Genomic DNA, 14874 nt, shown 5'->3' with positions numbered 1-14874 from the left:
CGAACAGGACCGTGAAACGACTCTACGCCGATGATAGTGCGGATTCCCGTGTGAAAGTAGGTAATCGTCAGGCTCCCCTCAAGCCAGAAACCCCCGCCCGACAAGGCGGGGGTTTTTGCATTTGTGGCGCCGGAAATGACGTGTGCAGTGTGCAGTTGTGCGGCAGCGCATTGGCACGACGCCGGCGTCTGCGCGTAGCGCACCCCTCAGACTTTCCATAGACGTAAGTCGCTCACCGTTCAAGTTCGAGCCAGTCCCGCTCCCACCTTCATCGCCGCCTCGCCATTACGAAGCCGATCCAGCACCGATATTCATCCTCCTTCGGCGCCGCTTCGTCGTCAAACTCCACGGAAATTCCCGCAAAGCGACGCGTCATTCGGCCCTTCCACGTAGAATCTGCGAGTCTCCACCAGCAGCATCCACAACGATGAACGCCTCCACTCAGATAGCACGGGCCGTCTGCCCGCACGACTGTCCGGATACGTGCGCAATGCGCGTGACCGTCGAAAACGGCAGGGCGATCAAGGTCGCTGGCGACCCGGACCATCCGCCTACGCAGGGCGTGTTGTGTACGAAAGTCAGCCGATATGCCGACCGCGTTCATCATCCCGACCGTTTGACCGTCCCGCTCAAGCGCGTCGGTGTGAAGGGGGAAGGGCGCTTCCTGCCGATCAGCTGGCGTGAAGCGCTCGACGAGATCGGTCGCCGCCTCGGTGAAATCGCCGCGCGCGCGCCGGAGGCGATCGTGCCGTACAGCTACGCAGGAACAATGGGGCTCGTCCAAGGCGAGGGTATCGCGCAGCGGTTCTTCCACAAAATCGGCGCGTCAAGGCTCGAACGGACAATTTGCGCTGCGGCGGGCGCAGCAGGGCTGCACTATACGTACGGCGCGAGCGTCGGCATGCACCTCGAGCATTTCGAGGAAAGCGAGTTGATCCTGATCTGGGGCGCTAATCCGATCGCATCGAGCTTGCACTTCTGGACCCGTGCGCAGGAAGCCAAGCGGCGCGGCGCGCGCCTGGTCGCAATCGATCCGTATCGCTCGCTGACGGCAGAAAAGTGCCATCAGCATATCGCACTGAAGCCGGGCACCGACGGCGCTTTCGCACTCGGCATGATGCATGTGCTGATCACGGAAGATCTGCTCGATCATGACTACATCGCGCGCCATACGCTCGGTTTCGATGCGCTGAAGGCGCGAGCGCTGTCGTATCCGCCCGAGCGTGTCGCACAGATCTGCGGCGTCGAAGCGTCGGCGCTGATCGATCTTGCACGCCGTTACGGCGCGACGCGCAAGGCGTCGATCCGCCTGAATTACGGCATGCAGCGCGTCCGCGGCGGCGGCAACGCCGTGCGCGCGATCGCCAGCTTGCCCGCGCTGACAGGGGCATGGCGTGACCGCGCCGGTGGGTTGCTGTTGTCGTCATCGCAATCTGCCCCGATCAATCAGGCAGCGCTACTGCGTCCGGATCTGATGCCCGGCTGGCCGCACAAACTCCCGCGCATCATCAACATGAATGCGATCGGCGACGCGCTGCTGCACCCCGGCGATGCGGCTTTCGGGCCGAGGATCGAAGCGATGATCGTCTACAACTCGAATCCGGTTGCAGTCGCACCGGACTCGTCGAAAGTGGCCGCCGGTTTTGCACGCGACGATCTGTTCACGGTGGTTCTGGAGCACTTCAAGACAGATACCGCCGATTTCGCCGACATTGTGCTGCCGGCCACGACGCAGCTCGAGCATCTCGACGTCCATAAGTCGTACGGCCACACGTACGTGATGGCAAATCTGCCGGCGATTCCGCCGGTCGGCGAAGCGCGGCCGAACACCGAAATCTTTCGCGGCATCGCGCGCAGCATGGGGCTCGACGAGCCCGCGCTTTATCACAGCGACGAAGAGGTCGCGCAGGCGGCGCTGCGGTGGGACGACCCGGCGCTCGACAGCGATTGGGACACGCTGAAGCGAGCGGGCTGGTTGAAGCTCAAGATGGCGGACGCGCCATTCGCGAATGGCGGCTTTCGCACGCCGTCCGGCAAATGCGAGTTCTACAGCGCGCGCCTCGAGCAGATGGGCATGGGCCCGGTGCCCGACTACCTGCCGCCGTTCGAATCGGCAGAGGCCGCGCCCGAACTCGCCGCCCGCTACCCGCTCGCGATGATTTCGCCTCCGGCCCGGAACTTCCTGAACAGCACGTTCGTGAACGTGGATAGCCTGCGCAGCACCGAAGGCGAGCCGCACCTCGACATGCATCCCGCCGACGCCGATGCGCGCGGCATCGAGGACGGCGACGTCGTTCGCATCTTCAACGACCGTGGATCGATGCAGGCCGTCGCGAGAGTTACCGATCGCGCGCGGAAGGGACTCGTCGTCGGGCTGTCGATCTGGTGGAAGAAGTTGTCGGCGGACGGCCGGAACGCAAACGAACTGACGAGCCAGGCACTGACCGACCTCGGCAATTCGGCGACGTTTTACGACTGTCTCGTAGAAGTTGAGCGGGCTTAGCCGAACTTGACGATATGATCGGAAGAATTCGTTCGAAAGTTCGAAGTGGGCATCTAACCCTGTTGTCTCGGGACGGGCGAGCCGTTACGATGCGTTTTAGCACGACCATTCGAAAATCTGTGAGGAGACGCGCGGCATGGACAAAATTTGGCTGAAATCGTACCCACCCGGCGTTCCAGCCGAAATTGACGCGTCTCCGTATCCTTCCATCCCGGCTCTTCTCGACGAAAGCTTCACGCAGTATCGCGACCGCGTCGCGTTCGTCTGCATGGGCAAGCGCATCACGTACGGCGAACTCGACGTGCTGTCGCGCCAGTTCGGCGCGTGGCTGCAGTCGCGCGGCCTGAAGCGCGGCGCCCGCGTCGCGCTGATGATGCCGAACGTGCTCCAGTACCCGGTCGCGATCGTCGCGGTGCTGCGCGCCGGCTACACGGTCGTCAACGTCAATCCGCTCTATACGCCGCGCGAGCTCGAGCATCAGTTGAAGGACAGCGGAGCAGAGGCGATCGTGATCCTCGAGAATTTCGCGTCGACGCTACAGGCCGTCATCGCGAATACCGCGGTCAAGCATGTCGTGGTCGCGTCGATGGGCGACCTGCTCGGCATCAAGGGCTGGCTCGTCAACTACGTCGTGCGCAACGTGAAGAAGATGGTGCCCGCGTGGCAGCTGCCGTCGTATGCGCGCTTCAAGGCCGCACTATCGGAAGGCGCGCGGCTGACCTTCAAGCCGCAGACGCTCGGCCCTGACGACGTCGCGTTTCTGCAGTACACGGGCGGCACGACCGGGGTTGCGAAGGGCGCGACGCTGCTGCACCGGAACATCGTGTCGAACGTGCTGCAGGCAGCCGCGTGGCACCATCCGGCGCACGAAAAGTACCCGGACGTGAAGCAGTTCGTGACGGTCGTCGCGCTGCCGCTCTATCACGTGTTTGCGCTGACGGTGTGCGGGTTCTTGACGATGCGCACGGGCGGCATGGGCGTCCTGATCCCGAACCCGCGCGACATCGGCGGGATGATCAAGGAACTGAAGGGCTATCAGATCTCGACGATTCCGGCCGTCAACACGCTGTACAACGCGCTGCTGAACCATCCCGATTTCGACCAGCTCGACCTGTCGAAGCTCGCGATCGCGAACGGCGGCGGCATGGCGATCCAGGAAGGGGTCGCGAAGCGCTGGTACGAAAAGACCCATACGGCGATCGTCGAAGGCTATGGGCTGTCGGAAACGTCGCCGGTCGCGACCTGCAACCCCGTGACGGCGACCGAGTACAGCGCAACGATCGGCCTGCCGCTGCCGTCGACAGAAGTCGCGATCCGCGACGACGCCGGCAACGACGTCGCGCTCGGCGAGCCGGGCGAGATCTGTATCCGCGGCCCGCAGGTGATGGCCGGCTACTGGAACCGTCCGGAAGAAACCGCGAAGGTCATGTTTCCGGACGGTTTCTTCAAGACTGGCGACGTCGGCGTGATGGACGCGCGCGGTTACGTGAAGATCGTCGACCGGAAGAAGGACATGATCCTCGTATCCGGCTTCAACGTGTATCCGAACGAGGTCGAGGACGTCGTGGCGTCGCATCCCGGCGTGTTCGAGGTGGCAGCCGTCGGCGTGCCCGACGAGCATTCGGGCGAAGCGGTGAAGCTGTTCGTCGTGAAGAAGGATCCGGCGCTCACCGACAAGGACATCCTCGCGTACTGCAAGGAGCGGCTCACCGGCTACAAGCGTCCGAAGCTGGTCGAGTTCCGCACCGAGCTGCCGAAGACGAACGTCGGCAAGATCTTGCGGCGTGAATTGCGTGACGGACGCGCATAACGCGTGACATCGAACCAGCGAGCCCGGCCTCAGCGCCGGGCGTTTTTGTTTTTGGCGCGGACGTTGCGCTGGGCGCCGCCATGCGACTGTCGCGTGAACGAGGCTCGTGCGACCCGGCGCCGATTGGCCGCCGGAACGCGTCGCTCGGACATACTGGAGCGCCCCAATCGAACGGCGCGGGCATCCCGACGCACGCTGCGCGACGCCGGCGTTCGCGCCCGTTCAGCACCGTGACCGGGTCATCGCCATGAGCGAGGCGGGGAGGACCATGCCGCCCGCCGCCTCGCACACCGCTTTCGTAGCCCCAAAAAGAAAAAGGCGCCCGAAGGCGCCTTCAATATGCTGCGGCTTGTCAGGCAAGCTGATTAGAACTTGTGACGGATGCCGACGCGTGCTGCGACCTGGTTGCTGGTGCTCGACGGGTCGAGGCCATTGATCGATGCATGTGCCTGAACGATATGGCCGGCCGAGTCGAGCGCATTGCCCGAAGCATGCTGGTACACGCCGATCACGTAGACGTCGGTGCGCTTCGACAGGAAGTAGTCGACGCCCAGCGAGCCCTGGTGGTACTTGGCTGCCGAGTTGCCGTCGATCTTGCTGCCTTGCGTGTAGTCGTACGCGGCGCCGACGATCAGCGCCGGGGTCAGCTGATACTTGAAGTTGATTTCGCCGTTGTTGAACGTCGCGGTCTGGTTCACGAACGGACCGACCGAGAAGCCCTTGAACTTCGTGTTCGAGTACGTCGCGCCGATCGTCGCTGCACCGAACGTGTATGCGCCGCCCGCACCGATGACCTGATACGTGTTCGCGCTGTTCGCGTACGCGCCGTAGACCGGCGACGACACGGCCGTCGCGGCAGCCGACGCGCCGGTGTTGAACATGCCGCCGAAGTTTGCCGGCGTGCGTGCGTTCAAGTAGCCGACACCCAATACCAGCGGGCCGTTGTTGTAGCCGGCGCCGAGCGACCAGACCTGGTTCTTCGAGAACTGGCCAGCCTGGCCGCCGAAGCTGTACAAGCCGCCGAACGAGAAGCCGCCGTAGGTCGGGCTCGTGTACTTGATCGCGTTGTTCACGCGATATGCGTTGTTGAAGTTGTCGAGGTCGCCCGGGTGAGCTGCAATGTAGCCGCCCCACTGATCGCCTGCCTCCAGCGGGCCGACGAAGTCGACGACGGAATCGTACTGGCGGCCCAGCGTGACCGTACCGAACTGGCTCGACAGGCCGACGTAAGCCTGACGGCCGAACATCAGGCCGCCCTGGCCGAGTTTGCCGGAGTTGACGTCAAAACCGTTCTCGAGCACGAAGATCGCCTTCAGGCCGCCGCCCAGGTCTTCCGTGCCGCGCAGGCCGAAGCGGCTGCCTTGCATCACGCCGCTCGACAGGCCGTACAGGTGGCCGCCCTTGGCGTTGTTGTTGAAGATGAAACCTTCATCGATGATGCCGTAAAGCGTCACGCTGCTTTGCGCATGGGCTGCGCCAGCAAACGCGCCCAGCGCGACGAGCGCGAGAAGCGACTTTTTCATTAACGGATCTCCAAGAATCACTGAATTTTTTTTGGCGGGGCGGATAGTTATGGTGTGTTGACGGGCCCCATCAACTTCGCAAGAAGTCGCACGTAATGTAGCAAAGCCGTTTTTTCCGACAAAGCGAAATGCCGTGGCGCAAGGCCGCCATGTTTCCTTTATGCAACAATGGTTAAAATCACGGGTTAACCGCAATTTCCGCTGAATAATCAAGTCGGTTACGCAGCGGAGCACGTGCCTTTGCCGCCCGCGGCAGCACACGCAGCCAGGAGAACAGGATGGTGTTGGATGAACTGATCAGCGAATTCGATCGCGGCCTGCGATCGCTGACCGGCATTAGCCGGATGAGCCGCCCGGTGCCCGTGCCGGCGGAGACGCCCGCCGGCGAAATGACGCCCGCGGAGCGTACGCACGCGGCCGGGCTGATGCGCGTGAACCATGTGGGCGAGGTCTGCGCGCAGGCGCTTTACCAGGCGCAGAAGCTGACCGCGCGCTCGGCGTCGTCGAAGGCGATGTTCGAGGAAGCCGCGCGCGAGGAGGAAGACCATCTCGCGTGGACCGCGCACCGGCTGAAGGAACTCGATTCGCGCCCGAGCCTGCTCAACCCGCTGTGGTACGCCGGCGCGCTTGCGATCGGCGTCGCGGCCGGCACGCTGGGCGACAAGGTCAGCCTCGGCTTCATGGCCGAGACGGAGCGTCAGGTCGAGAGCCACCTCGACGGACACCTGTCCGATTTGCCGGCGACCGACACGGCGTCGCGCGCGATCGTCGAGCAGATGCGTCTGGACGAGGTGAAGCACGGCAAGGCCGCAACCGACGCGGGCGGGATCGAATTGCCGCTGCCCGCGCGGATGCTGATGCGCGCCGCGTCGAAGATCATGACGAGCACCGCGTACTATCTGTGACGTTCGGGCCGGGGCGGCGCACGACGTCGCGCCCGGTTCGCCGCTTCCGATACCGCCCGTTTTTTCCGCGTTTTCCCGCCCCCGAAAGCCCCGTCCACACGCCAGTCTGGCCCGCCTTTCTCACGTATCACCTTCACAAGTTGCACTAGCTCATTCATTTATAACGGTTTTCGGGATGAGGGGCCGCATGAGCATGTGCGCGTAAGTCCTTGTTCTGACTAACAAAATTCGTCAAAAAACCGGGCCGCTCCCTTGACCGTGCCAAACCCTTCCTCTAAAGTGGGAGACAGTGTGAGAAAGTGTATTTTTGTGTGATTTGGCAGGCTGTTCGGGCTAAATTCTTGAGCGTTGAGCGGGTGCTTCGGTGCCCTGAACGGGAGAGCGGAAAGTGTTCCAAGGGGCGTCGGCGCTGACGCTCGATGCGAAAGGGCGGATGTCGGTGCCGGCTCGCTATCGCGAAGCGCTGCAAGGACAGGCAGAAGGACGGGTGACTGTGACCAAGCACCCGGACGGCTGCCTGTTGCTGTTTCCGCGCCCCGAATGGGAAGTATTCCGCGCCAAGATCGCCGCGCTGCCGATGGACGCGCATTGGTGGCGGCGGATTTTTCTCGGCAATGCGATGGACGTCGATCTCGACAGCGCAGGCCGGATTCTCGTATCGCCCGAGCTGCGGATGGCGGCCGGATTGGAAAAGGAAGTCATGTTGTTGGGAATGGGTAGTCACTTCGAGCTGTGGGATTCGCAGACCTACAACGCGAAGGAGCAGGCAGCGATGGCGCAGGGCATGCCCGACGCGCTGAAGAACTTCACGTTCTGATTGCGGTGACGGAGACGCCCGCGATGGGAAACGAATTGCAGCATCGGACCGTATTGCTGGACGAGGCGGTCGACTCGCTCGTCACGCGGCCGGACGGCACCTATGTCGACGGCACGTTCGGGCGCGGCGGCCATAGCCGCGCGGTGCTCGCGCGGCTCGGGCCGGCCGGGCGGCTGATCGCGTTCGACAAGGATCCGAGGGCGATCGAGACGGCGCAGCGCATCGAGGATGCGCGCTTCTCGATCGTTCACGACAGCTTTGCATCGATGCGCGACGCGCTGGCGGCGCGCGGTGTCGAGAAGGTGTCGGGTGTGTTGCTGGACCTGGGCGTGTCCTCGCCACAGGTGGACGATCCGGCGCGCGGCTTCAGCTTCCGTGCGGATGGTCCGCTGGACATGCGGATGGATCCGACGCGTGGCGAGTCGGCGGCCGAATGGCTTGCGCGGGCTTCGGTGCAGGAATTGACGGAGGTGATACGGGATTATGGGGAAGAACGGTTTGCTTTTCAGATTGCAAAGGCGCTTGTTGCTCGCCGGGCAGAGTCCGACCGTCTTGGGCCTCTCGACACCACGGGCGAGCTTGCCCAAATCGTGGGTCACGTCGTCAAAACCCGTGAGAAGGGCAAGGATCCGGCAACCCGCACCTTTCAGGCTATACGGATTCACGTCAATCAAGAGCTTGCGGACCTGCAAGTCGTACTAGACGCGGCGTTGTCGTTGCTGGAGCAAGGGGGGCGGCTGGTGGTCATCAGCTTTCATTCACTCGAGGACCGGATCGTCAAGCGATTCATGCAGGCGCACGCGAGTGCGCCTGCGGTCGATCGCCGCCTGCCGATCCGCGCGGTCGACCTCCCGAGCCCGCCGCTCAAGATCATCAGCCGTCAGTTCCCGAGCGAAGCGGAAGTCGCCGCGAATCCGCGCGCCCGGTCAGCCGTGATGCGCATTGCGGAGCGCGTCACGCCATGAGCCGCTTCAACATCTTCCTGCTGATCATCGTGATGGGATGCGCGCTGTCGGTCGTCAACTCGACGAACCAGCAACGCCAGATCTTCATTCAGCTGCAGCGTGCGCAATCGCAGGAGCGTCAGCTCCAGCAGGACTATGCGCAGCTCCAATATCAGCAGAGCGCGTTGTCGAAGACGTCGCGGATCGAGCAGATCGCGAACGATTCGCTGAAGATGCAGCCGGTCACGACGGGCCGCACGCAGTACCTGACGCTGCCGCCGGGCGCCGCGAAGGCGATCGACGCGCCGATTCCCGCTTCGGCCGACACGGCCACGAAGGGTAGCGGAGGCGCGCGATGAAACCGTCGCAAAAGCGCCAGGACGTGAAATTCTCGTCGAGCCCCGTGCTCGGCGTGCACCTGCCGATGTGGCGCTCGAAGCTCGTCGTGTTCCTGCTGTTCATGGCGTTCGTCGCGCTCGCCGCGCGCGCGTTCTGGATCCAGGGGCCCGGCAACGCGTTCTATCAGAAGCAGGGCGAAAGCCGCTATCAGCGCACGATCGAGCTGCCGGCCACGCGCGGCAAGATCCTCGACCGTAACGGGCTCGTGCTCGCGACGAGCCTGCCCGTGCGCGCGATCTGGGCCATTCCCGACGCGGTGCCGGACGATCTCGACGCGAACAAGATCGCTCAGCTCGGCAAGCTCCTCGGCATGACGCCGAAGGAACTCCGCGTGAAGCTGTCCGAAGACAAGGGTTTCGTCTACGTGAAGCGGCAGGTGCCGATCGACGTCGCCGACAAGGTCGCCGCGCTCGACATCCCGGGCGTCTACCAGCGCAACGAATACAAGCGCTTCTATCCGGAAGGCGAGATCACTGCGCACCTGATCGGCTTCACGAACGTCGAGGACGAAGGGCAGGAAGGCGTCGAGCTCGGCGACCAGAAGATGCTGTCCGGTACGTCGGGCGTGCGTCGCGTGATCAAGGACCGGCTGGGGCACATCGTCGAGGACGTGGCCGAACAGATCCCGCCGCACAACGGCACGGACGTCGATCTGTCGATCGACAGCAAGATCCAGTACATCGCGTATGCGAACCTGAAGGCCGCGGTCGAGAAGTTCAAGGCGAAGGCCGGCGCGGCGATGGTCGTCGACGTGCGCACGGGCGAGGTGCTCGCGCTCGTCAATTATCCGACCTACAACCCGAACGACCGCACGCGCCTGACCGGCGAGCAACTGCGCAACCGGATCCTGACCGACGTGTTCGAGCCGGGCTCGATCATGAAGCCGTTCACGGTGTCGCTCGCGCTCGACCTGCATCGCGTGACGCCGAACACGCTCGTCGAGACGGGCAACGGGCACTTCGTGCTCGACGGCGCGCCGATCACCGACGATGCGGGTTTCGGCACGCTGACGGTCGGCGGCGTGATCCAGAAGTCGAGCAACATCGGTGCGACGAAGATCGCGATGACGATGCGGCCCGAGGAAATGTGGAACATGTATACGAGCATCGGCCTCGGTCAGGCGCCGAAGGTCGGCTTCCCGGGCGCCGCGGCCGGCCGCCTGCGTCCGTGGAAAAGCTGGCGCCGCATCGAGCAGGCGACGATGTCGTACGGATACGGCCTGTCGGTATCGCTGTTCCAGCTGGCGCGCGCCTATACGGCGATCGCGCATGACGGCGAGCTGATGCCGGTGACCATTTTCAAGACCGACCCCAATCAGCAGATCACGGGCACGCAGGTGTTCAACCCGACCACCGCGCGCGAGGTGCGCGCGATGCTCGAGACGGTGGTCGCGCCTGGCGGCACGTCGCCGGATGCGGCCGTGCCGGGCTATCGCGTCGGCGGCAAGAGCGGCACCGCGTACAAGCACGAAGGCCACGGCTACACGCGCAAGTACCGCGCGTCGTTCGTCGGGATGGCGCCGATGCCGAATCCGCGGATCGTCGTCGCGGTGTCCGTCGACGAACCGACCGCCGGCAGCCACTTCGGCGGTCAGGTGTCGGGCCCCGTATTCTCGGCGATCGCCGGCGACACGATGCGTGCGCTGAACGTGCCGCCGAACATGCCGATCAAGCAGCTCGTCGTCTCCGACGACGCGCAGGGCGGCGCACCGGCTCCTGCGAAGGCGGGTGCCGCCAGGCCGGGCCCGCAGAAGCTCGCCGCGGGCGCCGGCGCAAAGCATATGATCGTATCCAGCACGACACGTAATTCACCAGGAGTTGTTCGATGAGCGCCGCTCGCAGTTCCCATCCGGCGCATCAGCAGATCGCAGCCGCGCTCGCGTGGCTGCGCCAGCATGTGGCCCCCGCGGCGCAACTGCATGCCGACACGCGCAGCCTGCAGGCCGGCGACGTGTTTCTCGGCTATGCGGTCGACGGCGCAGACAATCGCGCGTTCATCGCCGACGCCATCACGCGCGGCGCGGCCGCCGTGCTGTATCAGCCGGAAGGCCTCGCGGCCGCGCCGGCGGCACCCGTCGCGCTCGCGGTGCCTGCCCTCGACGAACTAGCCGGCGAGATCGCCAGCGGCTGGTACGGCGACCCGAGCGACGAACTGCTCGCGATCGGCGTGACCGGCACGAACGGCAAGACGTCGTGCACGCAATGGATCGCCGCGGCGCTGACGGCGCTGCACCAGCCGTGCGCGGTGATCGGCACGCTCGGCACCGGGATGCCGGGGCAGCTGGTGCCGACCGGCTTCACGACGCCGGACGCGCCGCAGTTGCAGCGCAGCCTCGCGCAGCTGCATGCCGCAGGCGCGCAGGCCGTCGCGATGGAAGTGTCGTCGCACGCGCTGCATCAGGGCCGTGTGAACGGCACGGCGTTCGACATCGCCGTCTTCACGAATCTCACGCAGGATCATCTCGACTATCACGGCACGTTCGACGCGTACGAAGCCGCGAAGGCGAAGCTGTTCGCGTGGCGCGGCCTGCGCGCGGCGGTCGTCAATCGCGACGACGCAGCCGGCCGTCGCCTGCTCGAGAAGCTGGCCGGCCGCGTGCGCACGATCGCCTATGGAATCGGTGACGCGCAGGCGCCCGACGCCGATCGCGAACTGGTCGCCCGCGATGTGCGCGCGACGCTGACAGGCACCGCATTCCGCCTGTGCTCGTCGTGGGGTGACGCGGACGTCGAGGTCGGCACGCTCGGCACGTTCAACGTCAGCAACCTGCTCGCGGTGCTCGGCTCGCTGCTCGCGGCCGACGTGCCGTTCGACGCGGCGATCGCCGAAATCGCGCGTCTCGAGTCCGTCAACGGCCGCATGCAGCGGCTGGGCGGCCGGCTGCAGAACGACGAACCGCTCGTCGTGATCGACTATGCGCACACGCCCGATGCGCTCGAGAAGACGCTCGACGCGCTGCGCCCGATCGCGGCGGCGCGCGGCGGCCGGCTCGTCTGCATGTTCGGCTGCGGCGGCGATCGCGACGCGACGAAGCGCCCGCTGATGGGCGCGATCGCCGAGCGGCTCGCCGACGAAGTCGTCGTCACGAGCGACAACCCGCGCAGCGAGGATCCGCAGCGCATCATCGATCAGGTCATCGCCGGCATGACGGAACCGGATCGCGCACGCCGCATCGAGGACCGCGCGAGCGCGATCCTGCAGGCCGTGCGCGGCGCCGCGCGTGAGGATGTCGTCGTGCTGGCCGGCAAGGGGCACGAGGCGACGCAGGAAATCATGGGCAAGAAACGCGCATTCTCCGATCAGGATCACGCTCGGCTCGCACTCGCGGCACGCGCGACGCACGGCAAGGGAGGCGGCGAATGACGATGCTCAGTCTCGGCGAAGCCGCCCGCCTGATTCCCGGCGCGACCGTCCACGGCGATCCGGCCGTCACGTTCGAACGCGTGTCGACGGACAGCCGCACGGTCGGCCCCGGCGACCTGTTCGTCGCGCTGAAGGGCGAGCGCTTCGATGCGCACGACTTCCTCGTCGACGTGGCCGCGCGCGGCGCGGCCGCGGCGCTCGTCGCGCACGTGCCGGCAGGCCTCGCGATGCCGGCGATCGACGGCGGCGAAACGCGCGCCGCGCTCGGCGCGCTCGCGCACGGCTGGCGCAAGCGCTTCGCGCTGCCGCTGGTCGCCGTCACCGGCAGCAACGGCAAGACGACGGTCAAGGAAATGATCGCGTCGATCATGGCAGCGGCAGTCGGCGCCGACGCGCGGCTCGCGACGGCCGGCAACCTGAACAACGATGTCGGCGCGCCGCTGACGCTGCTGCGCCTGTCGGCAGCGCATCGTCTCGCGGTGATCGAGATCGGCATGAACCATCCGGGCGAAACCGAAGTCCTCGCGCGCCTTACCGCGCCGACCGTCGCGCTCGTCAACAACGCGCAGCGCGAGCACCAGGAATTCATGGCAACGGTCGAAGCGGTCGCGCTCGAACACGCGGCCGTGATCCACGCGCTGACGCCGGACGGCGTCGCGGTGTTTCCGGCCGACGATGCATACGCGGGCATCTGGCGCGTCGCGGCGACCGGCAACCGGATTCTCGATTTCGCGCTGCACGACGCCAATCGGCAGGCCGATGCGCAAGTCACGGGCCGCCTGCACGGCGGCGAGCTGGCGATCGACACGCCGTCCGGCTCGGTGACGGTGCGGCTGCGCGCGCTCGGCGAGCACAACGCACGCAATGCATTGGCGGCGACGGCCGCGGCGCTCGCGGCCGGCATCGAGCTGTCCGCGATCAAGCAGGGGCTCGAATCGTTCGAGCCGGTGAAGGGGCGTCTGCAGGTGAAGCAGGCGAGCGTCGGCAGCCTCGCGGGCGCGACGGTCGTGGACGACACGTACAACGCGAATCCCGACTCGATGCGCGCGGCGATCGACGTGCTGGCCGCGCAACCGGCGCCGCGCGTGCTGGTGATCGGCGACATGGGCGAGGTCGGCGACGAAGGACCGGCATTCCACCGCGAGATCGGCGCGTACGCGCGCGAGCGCGGCATCGATGCGCTGTTCGCGCTCGGCGACGCTTCGCGCGACGCATGCACTGCGTACGGCGACACGGCCCGTCATTTCGGCGACGTCGGCGCGCTGGTCGCGGCGTTGCTCGCGGCTGGCCACGGCGCGCAAGCGACGGTGCTCGTGAAGGGCTCTCGGTACATGAAGATGGAGCGCGTGGTCGACGCGCTGACGAACCAACCCGCGGCGGGCACGGCGCCCGCCGCCCACTGAGTAGAAGGAAGGAAGCATGCTGCTGGCGCTGGCGCAATGGCTGCAAGGAGACGCAAGCTTTTTGCGCTTGTTCACGTACCTGACGTTTCGTGCGGTCGGGGCCACCATCACGGCGCTCGGGATCGGGCTCGTGTGCGGACCGTGGGTGATCCGCAAGCTGACGCAAATGAAGGTCGGCCAGGCCGTGCGCAAGGACGGTCCGCAGAGCCACCTCGTGAAGTCGGGCACGCCGACGATGGGCGGCGTGCTGATCCTGATCGGCATCGCGGTCGCGACGCTGCTGTGGGGCGACCTGACGAACCGTTTCATCTGGATCGTGATGCTCGTCACGTTCGGCTTCGGCGTGATCGGCTGGGTCGACGACTATCGCAAGGTCGTCTACAAGGATCCGCGCGGGATGTCGTCGCGCGAGAAGTATTTCTGGCAGTCGGTGATCGGGCTGTTCGCGGCCGTCTACCTCGCGTTCAGCGTGTCCGAGGCGAACAACGTACGCGTGTTCGACCTGTTCATGGCGTGGGTGCGGAGCGGCCTGTCGATGGGCCTTCCGGCGCGGGCCGACCTGATGTTGCCGTTCCTGAAGTCGATCAGCTATCCGCTCGGCGTGTGGGGCTTCATCGTGCTGACGTACTTCGTGATCGTCGGCGCGAGCAACGCGGTGAACCTGACCGACGGCCTCGACGGCCTCGTGATCATGCCGGTCGTGCTGGTCGGCGCGTCGCTCGGCGTGTTCGCGTACGTGATGGGCAGTTCCGTCTATTCGAAATACCTGTTGTTTCCGCACATCCCCGGCGCGGGCGAGCTGCTGATCTTCTGCTCGGCGATGGGCGGGGCAGGGCTCGCGTTCCTCTGGTACAACACGCACCCCGCGCAGGTGTTCATGGGCGACGTCGGCGCGCTGGCGCTCGGCGGCGCGCTCGGCACGGTCGCGGTGATCGTGCGCCAGGAAATCGTGCTGTTCATCATGGGCGGCATCTTCGTCGCGGAAACGCTGTCGGTGATGCTGCAGGTGTCGTGGTTCAAGTACACGAAGAAGCGTTACGGCGAAGGGCGGCGTCTGCTGAAGATGGCGCCGCTGCATCACCATTTCGAATTGTCCGGCTGGAAGGAAACGCAGGTGGTGGTGCGTTTCTGGATCATCACGCTGATGCTGTGCCTGTTCGGTCTGTCCACCCTCAAGTTGCGGTAAAGGAAAGGTAACAAGGATGTC

At 65.4% G+C, this 14874-nt stretch carries 11 protein-coding genes; 10 read left to right on the top strand and 1 reads right to left on the bottom strand.

What is annotated here, in order from left to right; translation table 11 throughout:
- Positions 1–427 precede the first annotated feature (427 nt).
- Both BSE24067_RS12970 and BSE24067_RS12965 read left to right on the top strand, forming a co-directional pair.
- On the top strand, positions 428–2503 hold the full coding sequence (locus BSE24067_RS12970; protein ID WP_151068328.1) for a molybdopterin-containing oxidoreductase family protein: 2076 nt from the start codon (positions 428–430) through the stop codon (positions 2501–2503).
- Between the two features lie 136 nt (positions 2504–2639).
- The gene (locus BSE24067_RS12965; RefSeq protein ID WP_151068327.1) at positions 2640–4313 is read left to right on the top strand and encodes a long-chain fatty acid--CoA ligase; all 1674 of its coding nucleotides are present in this window, start codon (positions 2640–2642) and stop codon (positions 4311–4313) included.
- Positions 4314–4678: 365 nt separating this feature from the next.
- On the opposite strand, the gene BSE24067_RS12960 is transcribed toward BSE24067_RS12965, so the two are convergent.
- On the bottom strand, positions 4679–5836 hold the full coding sequence (locus BSE24067_RS12960) for a porin (RefSeq protein ID WP_151068326.1): 1158 nt from the start codon (positions 5834–5836) through the stop codon (positions 4679–4681).
- A 278-nt stretch (positions 5837–6114) separates the two neighbouring features.
- On the opposite strand from BSE24067_RS12960, the gene coq7 reads away from it, so the two are divergent.
- From coq7 to mraY, 8 genes are all read left to right on the top strand, one after another.
- Positions 6115–6741, top strand: coding sequence for a 2-polyprenyl-3-methyl-6-methoxy-1,4-benzoquinone monooxygenase (gene coq7 / locus BSE24067_RS12955; RefSeq protein WP_151068325.1), 627 nt, complete (start codon positions 6115–6117; stop codon positions 6739–6741).
- Between the two features lie 388 nt (positions 6742–7129).
- Positions 7130–7558, top strand: coding sequence for a division/cell wall cluster transcriptional repressor MraZ (mraZ, locus tag BSE24067_RS12950; protein WP_006487094.1), 429 nt, complete (start codon positions 7130–7132; stop codon positions 7556–7558).
- A gap of 23 nt (positions 7559–7581) precedes the next feature.
- Positions 7582–8523 (top strand): 16S rRNA (cytosine(1402)-N(4))-methyltransferase RsmH, encoded by a 942-nt coding sequence (gene rsmH, locus BSE24067_RS12945; RefSeq protein WP_151068324.1) that lies wholly within the window; start codon positions 7582–7584, stop codon positions 8521–8523.
- Positions 8520–8861, top strand: a complete 342-nt coding sequence (gene ftsL, locus BSE24067_RS12940) for a cell division protein FtsL (protein ID WP_151068323.1) — start codon at positions 8520–8522, stop codon at positions 8859–8861. The genes rsmH and ftsL overlap by 4 nt, the downstream gene beginning before the upstream one ends.
- Entirely contained in the window at positions 8858–10729 is a 1872-nt protein-coding gene (locus BSE24067_RS12935) for a peptidoglycan D,D-transpeptidase FtsI family protein (RefSeq protein WP_151068322.1), read from the top strand. Before ftsL ends, BSE24067_RS12935 begins: the two co-directional genes overlap by 4 nt.
- Positions 10726–12264, top strand: a complete 1539-nt coding sequence (locus tag BSE24067_RS12930) for a UDP-N-acetylmuramoyl-L-alanyl-D-glutamate--2,6-diaminopimelate ligase (RefSeq protein WP_151068321.1) — start codon at positions 10726–10728, stop codon at positions 12262–12264. Before BSE24067_RS12935 ends, BSE24067_RS12930 begins: the two co-directional genes overlap by 4 nt.
- On the top strand, positions 12261–13667 hold the full coding sequence (locus BSE24067_RS12925) for a UDP-N-acetylmuramoyl-tripeptide--D-alanyl-D-alanine ligase (RefSeq protein WP_174904774.1): 1407 nt from the start codon (positions 12261–12263) through the stop codon (positions 13665–13667). The genes BSE24067_RS12930 and BSE24067_RS12925 overlap by 4 nt, the downstream gene beginning before the upstream one ends.
- 16 nt (positions 13668–13683) lie before the next feature.
- Positions 13684–14853, top strand: coding sequence for a phospho-N-acetylmuramoyl-pentapeptide-transferase (mraY, locus tag BSE24067_RS12920; RefSeq protein ID WP_121858548.1), 1170 nt, complete (start codon positions 13684–13686; stop codon positions 14851–14853).
- Positions 14854–14874: the final 21 nt, after the last annotated feature.

The sequence above is a fragment of the Burkholderia latens genome (assembly GCF_902499045.1).
Taxonomy (GTDB): Bacteria; Pseudomonadota; Gammaproteobacteria; order Burkholderiales; family Burkholderiaceae; genus Burkholderia; species Burkholderia latens.
Note: the sequence above shows the minus strand (reverse complement) of the source record. Positions and strands in the feature narration are given on the sequence as shown.

Bases quoted from the DNA above. Each gene is read 5' to 3' on its own strand.
- BSE24067_RS12965 (WP_151068327.1), top strand. From the start codon at position 2,640: ATGGACAAAATTTGGCTGAAATCGTACCCACCCGGCGTTCCAGCCGAA.
- BSE24067_RS12960 (WP_151068326.1), bottom strand. From the start codon at position 5,836: ATGAAAAAGTCGCTTCTCGCGCTCGTCGCGCTGGGCGCGTTTGCTGGC.
- BSE24067_RS12925 (WP_174904774.1), top strand. From the start codon at position 12,261: ATGACGATGCTCAGTCTCGGCGAAGCCGCCCGCCTGATTCCCGGCGCG.
- coq7 (WP_151068325.1), top strand. From the start codon at position 6,115: ATGGTGTTGGATGAACTGATCAGCGAATTCGATCGCGGCCTGCGATCG.
- mraY (WP_121858548.1), top strand. From the start codon at position 13,684: ATGCTGCTGGCGCTGGCGCAATGGCTGCAAGGAGACGCAAGCTTTTTG.
- rsmH (WP_151068324.1), top strand. From the start codon at position 7,582: ATGGGAAACGAATTGCAGCATCGGACCGTATTGCTGGACGAGGCGGTC.
- ftsL (WP_151068323.1), top strand. From the start codon at position 8,520: ATGAGCCGCTTCAACATCTTCCTGCTGATCATCGTGATGGGATGCGCG.
- BSE24067_RS12930 (WP_151068321.1), top strand. From the start codon at position 10,726: ATGAGCGCCGCTCGCAGTTCCCATCCGGCGCATCAGCAGATCGCAGCC.
- BSE24067_RS12935 (WP_151068322.1), top strand. From the start codon at position 8,858: ATGAAACCGTCGCAAAAGCGCCAGGACGTGAAATTCTCGTCGAGCCCC.
- BSE24067_RS12970 (WP_151068328.1), top strand. From the start codon at position 428: ATGAACGCCTCCACTCAGATAGCACGGGCCGTCTGCCCGCACGACTGT.